14 protein-coding genes are annotated in these 17,825 nt (G+C 35.0%); 8 read left to right on the forward strand and 6 right to left on the reverse strand.

Features of this window, described 5'->3' with window-relative positions:
* The first annotated feature begins 2 nt into the window (after positions 1 to 2).
* Entirely contained in the window at positions 3 to 1,427 is a 1,425-nt protein-coding gene (locus AC4BC4_RS04540; RefSeq protein WP_490476913.1) for a glycoside hydrolase family 1 protein, read from the forward strand.
* Between the two features lie 64 nt (positions 1,428 to 1,491).
* Here AC4BC4_RS04540 and rlmD read toward each other — a convergent pair whose 3' ends face one another.
* The gene (gene rlmD / locus AC4BC4_RS04545) at positions 1,492 to 2,862 is read right to left on the reverse strand and encodes a 23S rRNA (uracil(1939)-C(5))-methyltransferase RlmD (RefSeq protein ID WP_490476914.1); all 1,371 of its coding nucleotides are present in this window, start codon (positions 2,860 to 2,862) and stop codon (positions 1,492 to 1,494) included.
* Positions 2,863 to 2,999: 137 nt separating this feature from the next.
* Between rlmD and recX the strand changes: the two genes are divergently transcribed.
* From recX to bph, 3 genes are all read left to right on the forward strand, one after another.
* The gene (recX, locus tag AC4BC4_RS04550; protein ID WP_490476915.1) at positions 3,000 to 3,800 is read left to right on the forward strand and encodes a recombination regulator RecX; all 801 of its coding nucleotides are present in this window, start codon (positions 3,000 to 3,002) and stop codon (positions 3,798 to 3,800) included.
* Positions 3,790 to 4,959 (forward strand): A/G-specific adenine glycosylase, encoded by a 1,170-nt coding sequence (mutY, locus tag AC4BC4_RS04555; RefSeq protein ID WP_490476916.1) that lies wholly within the window; start codon positions 3,790 to 3,792, stop codon positions 4,957 to 4,959. The genes recX and mutY overlap by 11 nt, the downstream gene beginning before the upstream one ends.
* Before the next feature lie 221 nt (positions 4,960 to 5,180).
* Positions 5,181 to 5,714 carry a biofilm phosphatase Bph gene (gene bph, locus AC4BC4_RS04560; protein WP_438758573.1) on the forward strand — a complete coding sequence of 178 codons (534 nt, stop codon included), beginning with the start codon at positions 5,181 to 5,183 and terminating at the stop codon, positions 5,712 to 5,714.
* Between the two features lie 70 nt (positions 5,715 to 5,784).
* On the opposite strand, the gene AC4BC4_RS04565 is transcribed toward bph, so the two are convergent.
* A complete protein-coding gene (locus AC4BC4_RS04565; RefSeq protein ID WP_438758574.1) occupies positions 5,785 to 6,219 on the reverse strand; it encodes a GNAT family N-acetyltransferase in 435 nt (144 codons plus the stop codon).
* A 341-nt stretch (positions 6,220 to 6,560) separates the two neighbouring features.
* Between AC4BC4_RS04565 and AC4BC4_RS04570 the strand changes: the two genes are divergently transcribed.
* Entirely contained in the window at positions 6,561 to 7,697 is a 1,137-nt protein-coding gene (locus tag AC4BC4_RS04570; RefSeq protein ID WP_490476917.1) for an AI-2E family transporter, read from the forward strand.
* 165 nt (positions 7,698 to 7,862) lie between these two features.
* Complete coding sequence (locus tag AC4BC4_RS04575) at positions 7,863 to 9,239, forward strand: hemolysin family protein (RefSeq protein ID WP_438758864.1); 1,377 nt, start codon at positions 7,863 to 7,865, stop codon at positions 9,237 to 9,239.
* 119 nt (positions 9,240 to 9,358) lie between these two features.
* Here AC4BC4_RS04575 and AC4BC4_RS04580 read toward each other — a convergent pair whose 3' ends face one another.
* Positions 9,359 to 10,849 (reverse strand): helix-turn-helix domain-containing protein, encoded by a 1,491-nt coding sequence (locus AC4BC4_RS04580; RefSeq protein WP_490476918.1) that lies wholly within the window; start codon positions 10,847 to 10,849, stop codon positions 9,359 to 9,361.
* Positions 10,850 to 11,369: 520 nt separating this feature from the next.
* Here AC4BC4_RS04580 and AC4BC4_RS04585 point away from each other — a divergent pair.
* Positions 11,370 to 12,947 (forward strand): peptide chain release factor 3, encoded by a 1,578-nt coding sequence (locus AC4BC4_RS04585; protein ID WP_490476919.1) that lies wholly within the window; start codon positions 11,370 to 11,372, stop codon positions 12,945 to 12,947.
* Between the two features lie 135 nt (positions 12,948 to 13,082).
* Here AC4BC4_RS04585 and AC4BC4_RS04590 read toward each other — a convergent pair whose 3' ends face one another.
* A complete protein-coding gene (locus AC4BC4_RS04590; RefSeq protein ID WP_490476920.1) occupies positions 13,083 to 14,252 on the reverse strand; it encodes a SulP family inorganic anion transporter in 1,170 nt (389 codons plus the stop codon).
* Positions 14,253 to 14,390: 138 nt separating this feature from the next.
* On the opposite strand from AC4BC4_RS04590, the gene AC4BC4_RS04595 reads away from it, so the two are divergent.
* The gene (locus AC4BC4_RS04595) at positions 14,391 to 14,696 is read left to right on the forward strand and encodes a helix-turn-helix domain-containing protein (protein WP_438758579.1); all 306 of its coding nucleotides are present in this window, start codon (positions 14,391 to 14,393) and stop codon (positions 14,694 to 14,696) included.
* Between the two features lie 115 nt (positions 14,697 to 14,811).
* Here the strand turns inward: AC4BC4_RS04595 and AC4BC4_RS04600 are convergent, their stop codons facing one another.
* On the reverse strand, positions 14,812 to 15,126 hold the full coding sequence (locus AC4BC4_RS04600) for a DUF1827 family protein (protein WP_438758580.1): 315 nt from the start codon (positions 15,124 to 15,126) through the stop codon (positions 14,812 to 14,814).
* A 206-nt stretch (positions 15,127 to 15,332) separates the two neighbouring features.
* Positions 15,333 to 17,588 (reverse strand): ATP-dependent Clp protease ATP-binding subunit, encoded by a 2,256-nt coding sequence (locus AC4BC4_RS04605; protein ID WP_490476921.1) that lies wholly within the window; start codon positions 17,586 to 17,588, stop codon positions 15,333 to 15,335.
* Positions 17,589 to 17,825 lie beyond the last annotated feature (237 nt).

Below are 17,825 nucleotides of genomic sequence, written 5' to 3' on the forward strand. Positions count from 1 at the left end.
ATATGTATCAAGTACCAACTGGGTTTCCAAAAGGCTTTTTATGGGGCGGAGCTGTTGCTGCTAATCAATGTGAAGGAGCGTATCAGTACGAAGGCAAAGGCACAAGTGTTGCTGATATCAATGAGTTTAGAGCAGATCTTCCATTAGAAAAAAGATCGAACGCAGAAATTTCCACTGACTACATTGAAGAAGCCTTGAATAGTAAAATAGGTATTTTTCCAAAAAGGTGGGGAATTAATTTCAAAGAAACTTATCCACAAGATTTAAAACTATTAGGAGATATGGGCTTAAAATTATTTAGGACCTCAATCGATTGGTCCCGAATTTTCCCAAATGGTGATGAACTTGAACCGAACGAAGCAGGATTGTATTTTTATGATAAATTGATTGATGAAATTATCGCAAATGGCATGGAACCCATGATCACACTTTCCCACTATGAAATACCCCTTAATCTTACGTTGAATTATAAGGGCTGGTATTCAAGGGAAGTCGTTGATTTCTTTGTTCGTTACTGTAAAGTTCTTTTTGACCGTTACCAAGGCAAAGTAAAATATTGGATTGTGATCAATCAGATCAATTTGATCGGTCATGAATCTTTTAATCATTTAGGTATTGCTGAGGATAAGGTAGCTAATCTCGCGGAAGCTAAATATCAAGGTGTACATCATATGATGGTAGCATCGGCTTTAGCGACTGAATATGCACATCAAGTTGACGAAAATTATGAAGTAGGAATGATGCTTTGTGGCGGTCCAGAATATGCAGCAACCTGTGATCCAGAAGACGTTTTGGCCACGCTGAAAATCAATCAAATGCAGTATTTTTTCGCTGATGTGTTATTAAGAGGCTATTATCCAGGTTATGCATTTCGCTATTTTGAAGAACATGATATTCAGCTGGAATTTGCTGAAGGGGATGAAGCTACTCTGAAAAATACGGCAGATTACTTATCATTTTCCTATTACTATACACAAATTTGTGATGCAAAACAGGATGAACCTTATCGAAATAAAGCTCTGCCGGCAAATCCTTGGGGCTGGACGATTGATCCACTTGGGCTAAGAACATTACTGAATTCTTTTTATGACCGCTATCAATGTCCGATCTATATCACCGAAAACGGTATCGGCTGTTATGACAAGTTAGAAGAAGATGGAAGTGTTCACGATGATTACCGAATCGATTATTATAAAGCACATATCGAACAAATGAAAGAAGCAATCAAAGATGGTGTTGATCTAAGAGGGTATTGTGCTTGGGGACCAATCGATATTATCAGCTGTTCCTCTTCTGAAATGAGTAAAAGATATGGATTTATTTATGTAGATCAAGATGATTATGGAAAAGGGAGTCAAAAACGGTATTTAAAAGATAGTTATGAGTGGATGAAAAAAGTTATTGCTAGTAATGGAGAAGTACTTTAGTTTTGAACTAAAAAAGAGCCGACACCAGATTTTATTCTAGTTGTCGGCTCTTTTTATTATCAAATCATCTCTTAGTCAATTTCACGACAACTTCACATCGCGCTGTCTGTGGAAACATATCAACAGACTGCATATATTTCACATCAAAGACTTTAGCTAAATCAACTAAATCTTTTGCAAGCGTCGACACATTACAAGAAATATAAACCATCTTTTTAGGAGGCTGCTTTAAGATCGCTCTCAGCAGCTTTTGATCCAATCCAGTTCTAGGAGGGTCAACGATGATTGCATCGGGCTTAAAACCGCTCTGAAGCCATTTAGGCAGCAATTCTTCTGCTGTGCCCACTTCATAATGGGTATTCGTCACACCTAAGCGCTCAGCATTCATCTTAGCATCTTCGATGGCTGCTGGAATAATATCCATTCCCCGGACCTCTTTGGCCTGTTTAGCAATACTCAAACCAATTGTTCCAACACCACAATAGGCATCAACGACTGTTTCATTTAGCTGTAAGTCTAAAGCTTTCAATGCTTCGTTATATAAAACTTCTGTTTGTTCCGGGTTTAGTTGGAAAAAGGCTCTAGGAGATAAATCAAAAGTTACTTCGTTGATTTGCTCTTCAATACTTTCTTTCCCCCAAACATGAATCGTTTCATCACCCATAACAATCGAAGTTCTTTTGTTTTGAACGTTTTGCATGATCGAAACAACCTCTGGAAGCTGTTGGGTGATCTCCTCAATCAAGACTTTCTTCTGTGGGAATTTTACGGATTGCGTAATAAATACCACTTGAACTTCATCTGTTTTAACACCGACACGAACCATTAACGTTCGGAAGATACCGCTGTTTTTTCGTTCATTATAAATCGGTAATTGGTATTTGTTCAATAACTCCACCAAAGCGTTCATTACTTTAGTTGTAGCAGGTTGTTGAACGAGGCAATCATCAATAGGAACTAGACGATGAGAATCCGCTTGATAAAGTCCAGCTTCAACTTCCCCCTCGATTTTCCGTAATTGAAATTGGGCTTTATTGCGATAATTCCAAGGATTTTTCATTCCGATTGTTTTCGGTAATTGGTAATTTTCATAGTTTCTTGGTCTAAACTTATTTAGCGACTGCTTTAATAGATCTTTTTTAAAGAGTAGCTGTGCCGGATAAGCTAAATGTTGCAGCTGGCAGCCACCGCAGGCTTCGTAAACGGGACAAGGCGGTACAACACGCTCAGGTGCTGCTTTTACGATTTTTTTCAGTTGCCCTTCAACAAAACGAGGAGCTATTTTTGTGATTTCTACAGAGATATCTTCTTTTGGTAAAGCACCAGGAACGAATACGATCGTCTTTTTATAATAGCCGATGCCTTCACCGTTGATACCTAAACGTTTTATTTTTAAAGGAATCGTTTGTCCTTCTTTTAATAATTGTGTGGTCATAATTCCATCCTTTTGATCCGTAGATCCATTAATCAAATATATCGATAGTTCTTATTTTAGCACAATTTAGCTAGTTTAGCTTCTGTCAAATATATGTTATAGTAGAATATATGTTCTCACTAGAAAGGCGGAGAAAGATGGAAACAATCACGAAAATTACAAAAGACAAAGGTCAGTTTTATCTTATCTGGCTATCTTCAGGAGAAAAATTACGTGTATCTGAGGATACTTTAGTCCGACAACGTTTGTTAAAAGGACAAGAATTATCAGACGAAATGGTCGAAAAAATAAAAAAAGCTGGTTCTTATGATGTAGGCTTGCAGATGTCTTTAAATTATTTAAGCTATCAATTACGTTCAAAAAAAGAAATTTTAGATTATTTGAAAGAAAAGGAAATTTTACCGGAAGATCGCAAAAGTATTGTGGTCCGCTTAGAAGAAATGAACCTTTTAGATGATAAAATATTTAGTGAAAGCTATGTCCGTACATTAATGCGAACAAGTGATAAAGGACCCAAAATGATTGAACAACAACTAAAAAGAAAAGGCTTGAATGACGAAGACATTCAACATGGGTTAACTTTTTACACTATGGATGAACAAGTAGAAGTAGCAAAAGCGACCGCTGAAAAAGCAATGAGACGTTACCGGACAAAAAGTTTTAAAGATGCTTTGCAAAAAGTTCAAATGCACTTGATGCAAAAAGGTTTTAGTCGTGAAGTGATCGATTTGGCTTTAGAAGAGCTATCGTTTGAAAAAGATGAAGAGCAAGAATTAGATGTGATCCGAAAAGAAGGCGATAAATTATGGGAAAAGCACCGTAAATTAGATCCCTATAAACGCCTAATGAAAGTCAAACAAGGGCTTTTCCAGAAACGTTTTGACTCAGATTTAATTCAGCAATATTTTGATGAAAAGGAATTAGAGAATGAAGAATGAAAAAAATTGGGAAAATTGGAGTGACGAAAAACTTGACTCATTTCAAGAAGAATTTGTTGCTTGGTATGAAAAAGAAAAACGAAATTTACCTTGGCGAGTCAATCTAGATCCATACCGTATTTGGATCTCAGAAATCATGCTACAGCAAACTCGTGTTGATACGGTGATTGATTATTATTATCGTTTTATGGAATGGTTTCCGACCATTCAGGATCTTGCTGAAGCACCAGATGATCGATTGCTGAAAGCTTGGGAAGGGTTAGGCTATTATTCCAGAGCAAGAAATTTAAAAGTTGCAGCGCAACAGATCATGACAGAATTTAATGGTCAGATGCCTGAAACAATCGATGAAATCCGTCAATTAAAAGGAATTGGGCCATATACAGCGGGCGCAATCGGCAGTATTGCTTTTCAAATTCCAGAACCTGCGATCGATGGAAATGTCATGCGTGTGGTCAGTCGTTTATTTGAAATTGGTGATGACATTGCAAAACCTAGCAGCCGTAAGATTTTTGAAGAGGCGATGTACAAAATCATCGATAAAGAACGTCCTGGTGACTTTAATCAGGCGATGATGGATCTAGGATCTGCGATCTGTACACCAACGTCACCAAAGTGTGAAGAATGCCCGATCCAGTCTTATTGTTTGAGTTTCAAAAATAATACAATGACCAATTTTCCAGTCAAATCAAAAAAGTTGAAACCAAAAGATGTCTATTATATTGGGGGAATTATCGAAAATAAAAATCAGGAATTTTTATTAAGTCAACGCAATGCAACGGGACTATTAGCAAATATGTGGCTGTTTCCAATTACTGAGATAACAAAAGAACGATTTGATTTTTTACAAAAAAATTGGACTACAGAAGAACAACAGATGTCTTTAGAACTTGACGAGCAAAGCATGATCGCTGAAGAAAATACAGAAATTTTTGAAGAATATCCTCAAGTTGTTTGGCAAAAACGGACTTTAGGCGAAGTGACGCACATTTTTAGCCATTTAAAATGGCATATCCTTGTGTTTTACGGGCGTCAGACAGGTTTATCAGAATTGGCTGACAATCAGCGCTGGGTAAAGGAAGTCGATTACCCAAATTTAGTTTTTCCAAAACCGCAACAAAAAATGGTAGAGCTTCTTGAGAAAGATCGAAAAAAATAATAAAATGACATTTGTTATTTAACCTATAGGTAGCAACGTTTCGTGGTATTTTTTAATTTTGGTTCATTTTATTCACGGCATTTCAAAACAAAACCAAACTCCTTAGTATGCAAAGTTGAAAATTATGATATAATTACATTGATATCGGTGTAATGAACACCCAAACGAAGAGCAATCAGCTTTTAGAAGCGATTTTTCGTACTAGGGAAAGTTGGGGGACTATGGCAATTCCAAAAGAAGGTGAATTTGTAACGATCCAAAGTTACAAACACGATGGGCATTTGCATCGAACATGGCGAGATACTATGGTATTAAAAACAAGTGAGTATTCTTTGATCGGTGTCAACGATCATACTTTGGTGACCGAATCTGACGGACGCCGTTGGGTTACTCGGGAACCAGCTATAGTTTATTTCCATAAGAAATACTGGTTCAACATAATAGCGATGATTAGAGAAAAGGGGGTTTCTTATTACTGCAATCTTGCGTCACCTTATCTTTTAGATGATGAAGCATTGAAATATATCGATTATGATTTGGATATCAAAGTTTTTCCAGATGGGGAAAAGCGTTTGTTAGATGTCGATGAATATGAATTTCATAGTAAAATCATGGATTATCCAGAAGCGATTGATTTTATTTTAAAAGAAAATGTTAAGACGTTAGTGGATTGGATTAATAATGAAAAAGGCCCTTTCTCTGAAGCTTATGTAGATATCTGGTATCAACGTTACCAAGAGCTATCAAAAAAGTAGCCAATGTGAGATGTTAAATGAAAAAAGGAACTGAAGCTATGTTGAGCTTCAGTTCTTTTTTGTTTTGACATTAGAGTGATTTATTCATTTGAAAATGCTCAATCTTTGCATCTAAGAACATTTCGCCTTCTTTGACATAGCCCATTCTTTCGTAAAAGCCAATAGCTGTGATTTGGGCCCCTAAAGTGATAGAGTTACAACCTAAATCTTTTGAAAAGTCCTCAGCTGCTTCCACGAGTAGTCGACCATAATCATGTCCTCGATAATTTTTTTGAACGGCCATCCGTTGTAATTTCATGACTCCTTTTTCAAGCGGCAATAAACGGCAAGTTGCGATTGCTTCATTATTATCGCCATACAAAACAAAATGAATACAGGCAGCTTCATATTTATCGATTTCAATTTCACTTGGAACGCCTTGTTCCAACATAAACACTTGATGACGTATTTTAACAGCATCTAAGTAAATCGTACTCATAGTATCTTTAGTATGAACAATTTTCATTTGGCACCTCTGTTATAGTTATTTTAGTTATTATACACTATAAAATACGACTTTAGAACCTAGGTATGATTCTCAGGTTTTTTGTAAAACGAGTATCAGTATTATATAGTATAATCGAAGTGGAAATTACCAGTTTAAATATATTGTGGGAGCCAATTAAGGAGAAAAATAAATATTATTCCTATTTTTAGATAATCGTATGAGGTATTTAGAAATTAAAAAATAGGAATAATGAATTATTGCTATCTTATTTTATACAGGTTATGCTAAAATCTATTAACAAGCAATTGTTTTTGAAAAAAATAAAAAACAAAAGTTTTAATGATGAAGGAGGATCATCTTTGTTTGAAAAATTAAGACAGTCAAAATTATTTTTTTGGTCAGCTGAATTATTAGTAATCGCAACATTGATTTTTGTGTCGACAAAAATCAATTTCCTGTTTACGCCAATTGGGACATTTTTTTCAACCTTATTTGCACCAGTTTTAGTTGCGGGATTTCTCTATTATATTTTAAATCCTATCGTTAATCTATTGATGAAGACTAAAATGAAGAGGATATACGCTGTTATATTAGTTTTATTGATTCTAGTTGTGGCGATCATTTTGATTCTAGTAAGTGTTATTCCCAAATTAGCTTCTCAGTTAGCGAGTTTAGCATCTAATATGCCGACCGTTTTCAGTGATGTAGAAGCATGGGTGTATAGAATGGCTGATTTGCCATTATTTAAAGATATTGATTTAACGAGTTATATAGAAAAATTGGATATTTCTTATGGAACGATTATTCAGCAATTTTTAAGCGGGCTATCCAATAGTCTAGGTTCTGTCGTTTCGACTGTTGCTTCAACAACGATCGTTATTGTTACAGCACCATTTATCCTATTTTATATGCTAAAAGATGGAGATCGATTTGTTCCAGGGATCGAGCGCTTTTTCCCTGATAAGCGTCGAGAAAGTATTTCTGAGTTGTTGAGTAAAATCAATAAAACATTGGCTAATTATATAAGTGGTCAAGCAATCGAGTGTTTATTTGTTGGAACCTTTACAGCGATCGGCTACTCGTTGATCGGTGTTCGTTATGCCTTTTTATTTGGTGTAATTGCTGGATTTACTAATCTAATCCCTTATTTAGGACCTTATTTAGGATTGGCTCCAGCTGTTTTTGTGACGGTTTTTGATGAGCCTATAAAAGCTGTACTTTGTTGTGTCGTGGTTTTAATAGTTCAGCAAATCGATGGCAATGTCATTTACCCAAATGTAATTGGAAAATCATTAAAGATTCATCCTTTGACGATCATCATTGTTTTATTGGTTGCTGGAAACTTAGCAGGGTTATTAGGAATTTTCTTAGGTGTTCCGGTATATGCAATTGCTAAAACGATTGTCATTCATGTAATGGGAATGATTCGAGAAAGCAGAAGCGAAAAAATTGTACTGACAGGTGAAGAAAATGAGCTATCGGTGAAAGAAAAATGACATCGATTATTGAAATTAATAGCTGTTTGTGATAGGATTTTAACGTGATTACTTTTAGTAGTCACGTTTTTTATCAAATTAATTAGTAAACAGTTTTTTACTAAATGGAATTGGAAGGCGAAATATAGCTTTTCTAAATAATTTTAAGAGGAGAGAGTGCACATTATGAATGCTGACCCCGAGAGTCAGTCGCTTATCGCGCAAATTGTATTATTGATTGTACTAACATTGATCAATGCGTTTCTTGCTGCAGCTGAGATAGCAGTTGTTTCAGTAAATAAGAATCGCGTTGAACAAAAAGCCGAAGAAGGAGACGCGAAGGCAAAGAAGCTATTGAAAATTTTGCAAGATCCTACAAGCTTTTTATCAACGATTCAAGTTGGTATCACTTTAGTTAATATCTTGTCTGGAGCTTCCCTAGCGGATGCTTTATCAGCAAGATTAACACCAGTTCTTGGTGGTGGAGCTGCTGCAAAAAGTATAGCGAATATTATTATTTTAGCTATGTTGACTTATGTTTCTATTGTTTTTGGTGAATTATATCCAAAACGAATCGCAATGAATAAATCAGAAGAAGTAGCACAAGCAACGTCTGGATTCGTGCGTGTTTTAGGGATAATTGCCCGACCATTTGTATGGTTATTGTCTGCTTCAACAGACTTGCTTTCGAAAATCACACCAATGAAATTTGATGATGCTGATTCAAAAATGACACGTGACGAAATGCGTTATATGTTAGAATCAGAAGGTGTTTTAGATAATGATGAACTGGAAATGCTTCAAGGTGTCTTTTCTTTAGATACAAAAGTTGCTCGTGAAGTAATGGTTCCACGGACTGATGCTTTTATGATCAATATCGAAGATGAGATGGAAGAAAATATTGATTTGATTTTATCTGAAAACTATTCAAGAATTCCAGTATATAATGATGATAAAGATAAAATCATCGGGATTTTACATACGAAGAATTTACTAAAAGCTGCTCATAAATTAGGGTTTGATAAGATTGAATTATTAAATATTATCCAAGAACCTTTATTTGTTCCAGAGACGATTTTTATTGACGATTTACTATATGAATTAAAAAGAACCCAAAACCAAATGGCTATTTTGTTAGACGAGTATGGTGGTGTCGTTGGTTTGGCTACCTTAGAAGATTTGTTAGAAGAAATTGTTGGAGAAATTGATGACGAGACAGATGAAGTAGAAAATTTATATGCTAAGATCAATGATCACGAATATTTAGTTCAAGGAAGAATGTTAATCGATGAATTTAACGAAGCATTTGAAACCGACTTGCATATGAGTGATGTTGATACAATGGCAGGGTATCTAATTACGGCATTAGGCACGATTCCTGATGAAGGTGAGAAGCTGTCATTTGATGTTGGCAATATCACGCTAACATCTGAAGAAATGGAAGGAACAAGAGTATTAGCATTGAGGGTTGTTTTTCACGATGAAGATGTAGTTGATGAGGAACCAGAAGAATACCGCCGTTTTTTCCGCAAAGAAATGGAAGATGACGAGCCAAGAAGATAGAATAAAAAGAGCCCGGAACAAAACTAAAAATCAGTTTTGTTTCGGGCTTTAAATCTGAATAAAAGTTGAGAAAAAGATAGATCCTTTGGAAATAAGCGTTTTTGTCGGGGTCTTTTTTGTTATTCTACTATATTTATTTTTTTATTACGAAGTTCTTTTATCGCTTGATACAGACCAATGTATTGTTCATCATTATCCGCAGAAAAGCGAAAAACAAAAGATGGTAAATGACAGTCCTCTGGAATTAGATAAGATGAAGTAGTGACGATAAAGTCAAAAGAAGAGAACTCACCATATTTATAAGCAATTAATTCAACAAAAGGCATTTCTTCTATAAATTGTGCCAGAGGTTGAACAAGCAAGTAATTAGATTCTGCGACCAATGCAATGCGGAGAATATTATCAGATTGAAATGATTCATATAGGGGGACTAGTAGTGCTGCCAGCGTATCGGACAATGGATTAATACTTTCTTTAAGCCAGCTAAAGTTTTTTCTCTTGGAAATTTTTTGAAACATGGCTTTAAAATAAGTCAACAAGTGATAGTAGTATTCATTTTTTGAGTACTGAGAGTGATTGATCAAATGAAACAACGTTGGAAATGGCTTTTCGCTAATGATTGTAGTAAAAATAATGTTAGCTATATTTCCAAATAAAATAGGCTCGGTCTCCAAAGAAAAATCCTTAGGTAAAAATTTCTCACGAAACGAAGTACAAACTTCTTCTAAAATTTTAGTTGCTGTATTTGTCTGAGTACTTAAATACTTATTTAATAAAGATAGCCGATAATCATTATTTCTGAAAAAATTGGGTTTTGAGATCAACAAATATGCACTAAACTGAGCTTCAGCTTCCAGCATTTTTTTATCTTCAATCAATTCACCTAAGCTAGTCTTTATATAAGTTATATCTGTTGGAATATAAGGCTCAATCGCAGTTTTTTCAGACAAAATATTACCAGCTTTTACTCTTAAAAAAATAATATTCACCATTAAGGATATTTGTTTATGGGCAGAATAGCTATAACTATCTGGAAAATATGGACTGATCGCTTTAGTAATTTCATCATAGTTGATTGGATTATTTTTGATTTTAGGCAGATGAACACCTTGAGAGGCTAGCCAGATCAAGGAATAAAAAGTCACTCGGATGATTCTTTCATCACCATAAAGATGTAATTTAGAGGTATTCATTTTGATGCCGAATCGATTAAAGTAACTACTTAATAACTTAGATTTGCGAATAACCGTTGTTCTGCTATGGTAATTTTTCTCGCAAAATGTAGTCAGATCATCATTTGGATAATAGAGGATCGAAATCAATAATTGATAAGGAACGCTTTGAGTAATTAGAAATTGATAATACATATCATATGAAATAGTTTGTTTATAATGAACACCATTTAATTGGAATAGTTTGATACTTTCTCCGGTCATTTTAGTAAGATCTTGTTGGATCAATTCAAGGAGGTAAACGACACGACTATATGAATAATCAAGTCTATTTTCAAAAAAATTGATGCTGTGTTGTTTATTAGAAAATTTAGTTAATAGTTTAAATAATGTTAATTTTCGTTTAGAAGTATCCTCCAACATCATTGCTTCAAACATTTTGCGCGCTCCTTTAAAATGAATTTGTCAATAAAGTGAAAAAAATATAACGAATTTGGAAAATATTCGTTTATAAAATAGTTTAATAACTTTGAATATAATACAATTGTTTGGATAAAAAAGGATAAATGAGAATAAATAACAAATAAATTCCTTTAGAAAATGATTTAGTGAAGAAATTTCAATAGTTGCACATCAAGTCGGCTAACTTTATACTTAATTTAATAAAGTGTAAAGTAAATCTTAGTACTAAAACTAGTTTTTGGCAAATAAATTAAGAAGTTCATTTCTTCCCCAATTAATAGAGATCAAGACAAAATTCATTGAGTTTTGTTTTGGTCTCTTCGATTTTGTTTGAAACTTGATTAAAGACTTTGAAAACTAGAGTAATTCCATGATATACTATACTAGTTGAAGAATAAAGAGTAGGGAGACTTTTCCAATGTAAATGTCCTTTAAATAAATCATAAGAGATAAATGCAGACCTTTTTAAGAAAAATATGATAGATTGGAGCAACGAATGAATAATCCACATTTAAAAGAACAAGTAGATAGCCGCCGCACGTTCGCTATTATTTCTCATCCAGATGCTGGTAAAACAACGATTACAGAACAGCTTTTATTATTTGGAGGAGCAATCCGCCAAGCTGGAACGGTTAAAGGAAAGAAAACAGGAAACTTTGCAAAATCTGACTGGATGGAAATAGAAAAGCAAAGAGGGATCTCTGTAACCAGTTCTGTGATGCAGTTTGACTATGATGGAAAGCGTGTAAATATTTTAGATACGCCAGGGCATGAGGACTTTTCAGAAGATACGTACCGAACGTTGATGGCTGTAGATAGTGCTGTTATGGTAATTGATAGCGCCAAAGGTATTGAAGCCCAAACGAAGAAATTATTCCAAGTTGTTAAAAAGCGTGGAATTCCGATTTTTACGTTTATCAATAAATTAGATAGAGATGGTCGGGAACCATTAGAATTACTTGAAGAATTAGAAGAGTTGCTGGATATCGAATCTTATCCAATGAACTGGCCGATCGGTATGGGAAAAGGGTTGGAAGGATTATACGATATTTACAATAAACGTGTAGAAGTTTATCGACCTGAAAACAATAATGGGAAACGTTTTATTCCATTAGTGGATGGCGATATTTCAAGCGATTTACCACTGCACAAGGATAGCTTATACCAACAAGTGTTGGAAGAGGTTGAATTGTTAGTAGAAGCAGGGGACGAATTTGATACAGAGAAAATTGCTCATGGTAATCAAACACCCGTCTTCTTCGGTTCAGCATTAACAAATTTTGGTGTACAGACGATGTTAGAAACATTTTTACAATTTGCGCCATCTCCATATGCTCATAAGACAGAAGATGGACAAGAAATCAGTCCTTATGAAGAAGAGTTTTCTGGGTTTGTCTTTAAAATCCAAGCGAATATGAATCCTGCTCATCGAGATCGTATTGCATTTGTCCGTATTTGTTCAGGAACATTTGCGCGTGGAATGGATGTCACTCTTGGTAGAACGGGCAAAAAAATAAAGTTAAGCAATGTGACACAATTCATGGCAGATGCTAGAGAAAATGTGGAAGAAGCTGTGGCAGGGGACATTATCGGGATTTATGATACTGGTAATTACCAAATAGGTGATACATTGTTTGAAGGGAAACTAAAAGTTCAGTACGAAGAATTACCTTCATTTACACCAGAGCTGTTCATGAAAGTCAGCGCTAAAAATGTGATGAAACAAAAATCATTCCATAAAGGGATTTATCAACTCGTTCAAGAAGGTGCCATCCAATTGTATAAAACGTATTTAACTGAAGAATACATCATTGGAGCTGTTGGACAATTGCAATTTGAAGTATTCCAACACCGTATGTTGAATGAATATAATGCAGAAGTGATCATGACACCGATGGGATCTAAAATCGCACGTTGGATCGATCCAAATGATTTGGATGAACGAATGAGTTCTAGTCGAAATATTTTAGCAAGAGACCGTTTCGATCAGCCGTTGTTTTTATTTGAAAATCAATTTGCTATGCGTTGGTTTGCAGATAAATATCCTGATGTTGAGTTGAAAAGTTTGATGTAAGCCATTAATTGTTAGTCGAGTCAGCAAATAATTAAAAGGGTCCAAGAGATATAACCAATCGAGTTATATCCCTTGGACCCTTAAAAAATGAGTTTATCTTGAGTTGGAAACTGACTATTTTTAATTTGTATGATACTAGATAGCCTTCTTCCTTTTGGAAAAGAAATAGACTATCCCACTCAGCAAAACGCCTAGCATGATTCCAACAGCTAAATTATGTGTATACACAATAACAGCAACCGTTGCAATCATAATAAAACTTTCAGTTATTTCAAAGGTCCGTATTAATTGGAGACTTTCCCATTCAAATGTTTCGATTGAAACAGTTATCATAATTCCAATCAAAGCTGCAGTTGGAATTTGAATCATAATATCTTTGAAAACAAATATAAATAATAATAACGATATAGAAGCAATGAAGGTGGACAGTCTTTTTCTTCCTCCAGATTTTACATTGATCACAGCTTGTCCAATCATTGCACAACCGGCTTGTCCACCAAAAAAACCTGTAATGATGTTGCCAAGACCCTGTGCTTTGACCTCCCGCTGACTATCGCTTTGACTATCTGTCATTTTATCAACAATGGGAACCGTTAATAACGATTCAATTAACCCGATCATTGCCAAAGCAAGCGATGTAGGCAAGATGATTAAAAGCGTTTGGAATGTAAAAGGAACCGCAGGTAAAGCTATACTAGGAGAGATGGTACTCATATCTCCTAAATTACCTACAGTCTGTAAATTGTCTTTAAATATAAAGGAAATAATCGTCATAAATAAAATAATGATTAGTGCAGGTGGAACGACTTTGATGATTTTAGGGATAATGTACATCAGTACAATTGTTGTAAAAATCATAATATAAGACCAGACTGTTTGATTAGGAAGTTGTCGGATTTGTGCTAGGAAAATCAAAATTGCTAATGCATTTACGAAACCAAACATGACCGTTTGAGGAATAAATCTCATTAGTTTATGAATACCCATATACCCAAGAAATAATTGAATGAATCCTGTTAGAATAGTCGCAGCAATCATGTAACTAAGTCCATGAGATTCAATAAGAGAAGCAATGACAAGAGCCATTGAGCCGGCAGCTGCCGATACCATAGCTGGGCGACCGCCGGTAAAGGTTATGACGAATAGTGTGATGGCAGATGCAAAAAGTGCGGAAATAGGATTTACACCCGCAATAATGGCAAAACCAATAACTTCTGGAAGTATAGCAATGGAGGACACAAGCCCCGCAAATAAATCATTTTTTTCATTCCCTAACCATTCATTTTTGTTGATACTAAATAACATACGTTATTGACACTCCTTTTTCCTTTTTTTGCATAACGAACTATATAATAGTATCATAATTAGATAAGGAAATGAATCTATAAATGAATTTTTTTGGAATAAAAGTCAGTTATGACTTAATTTGATAGAGGTGAACAAATGAATATAGGAAAAAGAATTCAAGAATTAAGAAAAATAAATAATATGACTGCAAAACAATTGGCAGAAACGATCGACATTTCACCTTCGTTTATTTCTGCAATCGAAAATAATACGTCAAAATTATCTTTACTAACATTAACTCATATTTGTGAGGCTTTAGGAGTGAGCTTATCTGAATTTTTCAATAGTAGCTTATCTTCAATAGATCAAAAGTTATTATCAGTCATCATGGAATTACCTGAAAATAAAAAATATGAGCTACTAGATTTTCTAACAGGATTGTCTTTCACAAAAAAGAAATGACTTGTTAGAAAAGCAATATCTAAATAGTAGAGGATGGTAGAAAAAAATTGAAAATAAAAACCTGGAACAATTCTCATCAAGAATTGTTCCAGGCTCTATCAGAGTGGGTAAATTTTTAACCAGCAATTAGACTAGATGTTATTGGGATTGAAATTTCTACAACATCTTTCAGTTCAATTATTGAAATTTGCTCACGACTGTATTTTTCTTTCGGTATACGTTTTAAAAAGTAATTCAAGACTTCATTAATTTCAGTTTTTCGAACAGCTCTTTTTTTATTGATAATTAATATCTCAGCATGCTGAATAGCTTCTGTATACACGACGGTTGTGTTTCCTGCTGAATAAACTTTAACAAAGTATGCATCAGTATTTTCTAATTGTTTATTAACTAGCTGTTTGTAGCTGTTGGTTACATTTACTAATTTCATTTTTCTCACCTCAATATAGTAGTTGATTTTTACATTAATAATAAAAGCAGAGTATTCAACTGTTGGGTAAACCTAGAATAATCTTTTCTAAAATTTGAACGAAATGCTACACATTTCAATTATAATTTCTTTTTGCTCAAATAAAAAGAAATTAGTCTTGGAAAACACAAAAAAAGTCAATCAGTTTGCCTGATTGACTTCACTTTTTATTCTTCTTCTGTCGTGACTTCACTGGTATCACTAGATTTTTCAGTGATTTTTCCAGTAACAATGATTTTTCCGTCATCATCTAATTTAGCTATCAATTGATGATCTTCTGGATGATCTAGGAAATATTCGGCAATCCCGTCTTCGATTTGTTCTTGGATCGTCCGACGAAGTGGTCGAGCGCCCATTGCAGGATCGTATCCTAAATCAACTAATTTTTCTTTGACATCAGTTGTTACTTCAATATGAATTTTTTGATGGGCAAGTAAATTATTGACTTCGTCTAACATCAATGTAACGATATTCATCAAGTTTTCTTTGCTCAAGGCTTTGAATTCGACGATTCCATCGAAACGGTTTAAGAATTCTGGGGTAAAGAAGTTATTCAATTGTCCTAAGACAGATTTTGTGAGCCCATCGCGAGCAGCACCAAATCCGACATTTGCTTCTACATTGCCCGTCCCAGCATTACTTGTCATGATAATGATCGTGTCTTTAAAACTAACTGTTCTACCTTGGGCATCTGTTAAACGACCATCATCGAGGATTTGTAAGAACATATGCAGCACATCTGGATGTGCTTTCTCGATTTCATCTAATAAAATCAAGCTATAAGGATTGCGGCGAACTTTTTCCGTTAATTGTCCGGCTTCATCATATCCAACATAACCAGGAGGTGACCCAATCAATTTAGATACACTATGTTTTTCCATATATTCACTCATGTCAAAACGGATCATTGAATCTTCTGAGCCGAATAATTCATAAGCCAATTGTTTTGCTAATTCTGTTTTACCAACACCTGTCGGTCCGACGAATAAGAAAGAACCGATAGGACGATTTTGTTTGCCTAAACCGACGCGGTTACGACGAATTGCTTTTGAAACTTTATCGACTGCATCATCTTGTCCAACGACATGAGCTTTCAAGTCGACAGCTAGGTTTTTCAGTTGTGTTTGTTCTTTTTCTTTTAGATCGCCAACAGGAATACCTGTTTTTTGTTCCACGATCGCTTCGATACTTTTTTCATCGATCACAGGTGTTTCTTCATCGCTGATTTGCTTATCTTTCATTGTTTGCAATTTGTTGATTTGATCTCTGTAGTAGGCTGCTTTTTCAAAATCTTCTTCTGCTGAAGCTTGCTGTTTTTGTTGTTCAGCATCTGCAAGTTTTTTCTCGATCGTCTTAGGATCAACGATTTGGATCGTTAAGTTCATTTTAGAACCAGATTCGTCTAATAAATCGATTGCTTTGTCAGGTAAGAATCGGTCTTGAATGTAACGATTCGATAAAGTTGCAGCAGCTTTAATTGCTTCGTCAGTATATTTTACATGATGATAATCTTCATAGCGTTTTTGCAGCCCTTTAAGGATGGCAATTGTTTCATCTACAGTCGGTTCATCGACACGTACAGGTTGCATACGTCGCTCTAAAGCAGCGTCTTTTTCAATGATGCGATACTCATTTAAGGTAGTTGCTCCAACCATTTGTAACTCACCCCGAGCAAGCGCTGGTTTTAAAATATTGCCAGCATCCATATTACCGTCACCGGCAGCACCTGCTCCAACGATTTCGTGAACTTCATCGATGAACAAGATGATATTTTCTGCTTGCTTGATTTCATCGATCAGCTTTTGCATCCGTTCTTCAAATTGACCTCTGATACCTGTACCTTGAACTAATGAAACGACATCTAAACGAATGACTTCTTTGTCCAATAATTTCTGTGGGACATCACCATCGACGATTTTTTGTGCTAAACCTTCGACAACGGCTGTCTTACCAACACCAGGTTCACCGATTAAGACAGGATTATTTTTAGTTCGGCGATTTAAGATTTCAATCACACGTTTTATTTCTTCATCACGGCCGACAACAGGATCGACATCGCCGTTTCTAGCAGCTTGAGTGATATTGATACCGTATTCTCCTAATAAACCATCAGTTTGGTTTGCACCACCTCTTGGAGGCTGACCGCCATTAAAGCCGTTGCCATCACCAAATTGAGTAGGTGGGACTTGACCATTAGGATTTCCTTGTTGTTCTTGCATTTGACGAGAGAGGGAACGGTATAAATCATCTAAACTTCCAAAACCAAATGGATCTTGTTGAGACATGGTTGGTTGATTATCATTTGCTTGTGCTTTTAATTTTTGATAGCAACTTTGGCAATAGTCTAATTGTTTTCTTTGACCATTAACATTTGCATATAAGTGAATCGTTGCTGGATTGTGTTGACAATTTTGACAGATCATAGGATAAAACACGTCCTTTCAAAATGAGACTAAATTTTAGATTAAAGTCCTTTTTACAAAGTCAAATAGTTTGTTGACCATTTTTGACCTTTGAGAATATTATAGCATCTTTTGAAGAAGAATCAAGCAATTGAACTTTTAATTAGTAGGATGAATAATAGGAAGAATCACTGTAACAGGATACTTGGTTTATTCTTATAAAAATAGTAAGATTTGCTTATTTTAGATCGTCAGTAT

Source organism: Enterococcus sp. AMC1086 (assembly GCF_058216575.1).

What these genes read in the sequence shown, in the direction of transcription:
- mutY (WP_490476916.1), top strand. Translation starts at nt 3,790, where the DNA reads ATGAAGAATGAAAAAAATTGGGAAAATTGGAGTGACGAAAAACTTGAC.
- AC4BC4_RS04575 (WP_438758864.1), top strand. Translation starts at nt 7,863, where the DNA reads ATGAATGCTGACCCCGAGAGTCAGTCGCTTATCGCGCAAATTGTATTA.
- AC4BC4_RS04580 (WP_490476918.1), bottom strand. Translation starts at nt 10,849, where the DNA reads ATGTTTGAAGCAATGATGTTGGAGGATACTTCTAAACGAAAATTAACA.
- AC4BC4_RS04600 (WP_438758580.1), bottom strand. Translation starts at nt 15,126, where the DNA reads ATGAAATTAGTAAATGTAACCAACAGCTACAAACAGCTAGTTAATAAA.
- AC4BC4_RS04565 (WP_438758574.1), bottom strand. Translation starts at nt 6,219, where the DNA reads ATGAAAATTGTTCATACTAAAGATACTATGAGTACGATTTACTTAGAT.
- recX (WP_490476915.1), top strand. Translation starts at nt 3,000, where the DNA reads ATGGAAACAATCACGAAAATTACAAAAGACAAAGGTCAGTTTTATCTT.
- AC4BC4_RS04590 (WP_490476920.1), bottom strand. Translation starts at nt 14,252, where the DNA reads ATGTTATTTAGTATCAACAAAAATGAATGGTTAGGGAATGAAAAAAAT.
- AC4BC4_RS04585 (WP_490476919.1), top strand. Translation starts at nt 11,370, where the DNA reads ATGAATAATCCACATTTAAAAGAACAAGTAGATAGCCGCCGCACGTTC.
- AC4BC4_RS04605 (WP_490476921.1), bottom strand. Translation starts at nt 17,588, where the DNA reads ATGATCTGTCAAAATTGTCAACACAATCCAGCAACGATTCACTTATAT.
- bph (WP_438758573.1), top strand. Translation starts at nt 5,181, where the DNA reads ATGGCAATTCCAAAAGAAGGTGAATTTGTAACGATCCAAAGTTACAAA.
- AC4BC4_RS04595 (WP_438758579.1), top strand. Translation starts at nt 14,391, where the DNA reads ATGAATATAGGAAAAAGAATTCAAGAATTAAGAAAAATAAATAATATG.
- rlmD (WP_490476914.1), bottom strand. Translation starts at nt 2,862, where the DNA reads ATGACCACACAATTATTAAAAGAAGGACAAACGATTCCTTTAAAAATA.
- AC4BC4_RS04540 (WP_490476913.1), top strand. Translation starts at nt 3, where the DNA reads ATGTATCAAGTACCAACTGGGTTTCCAAAAGGCTTTTTATGGGGCGGA.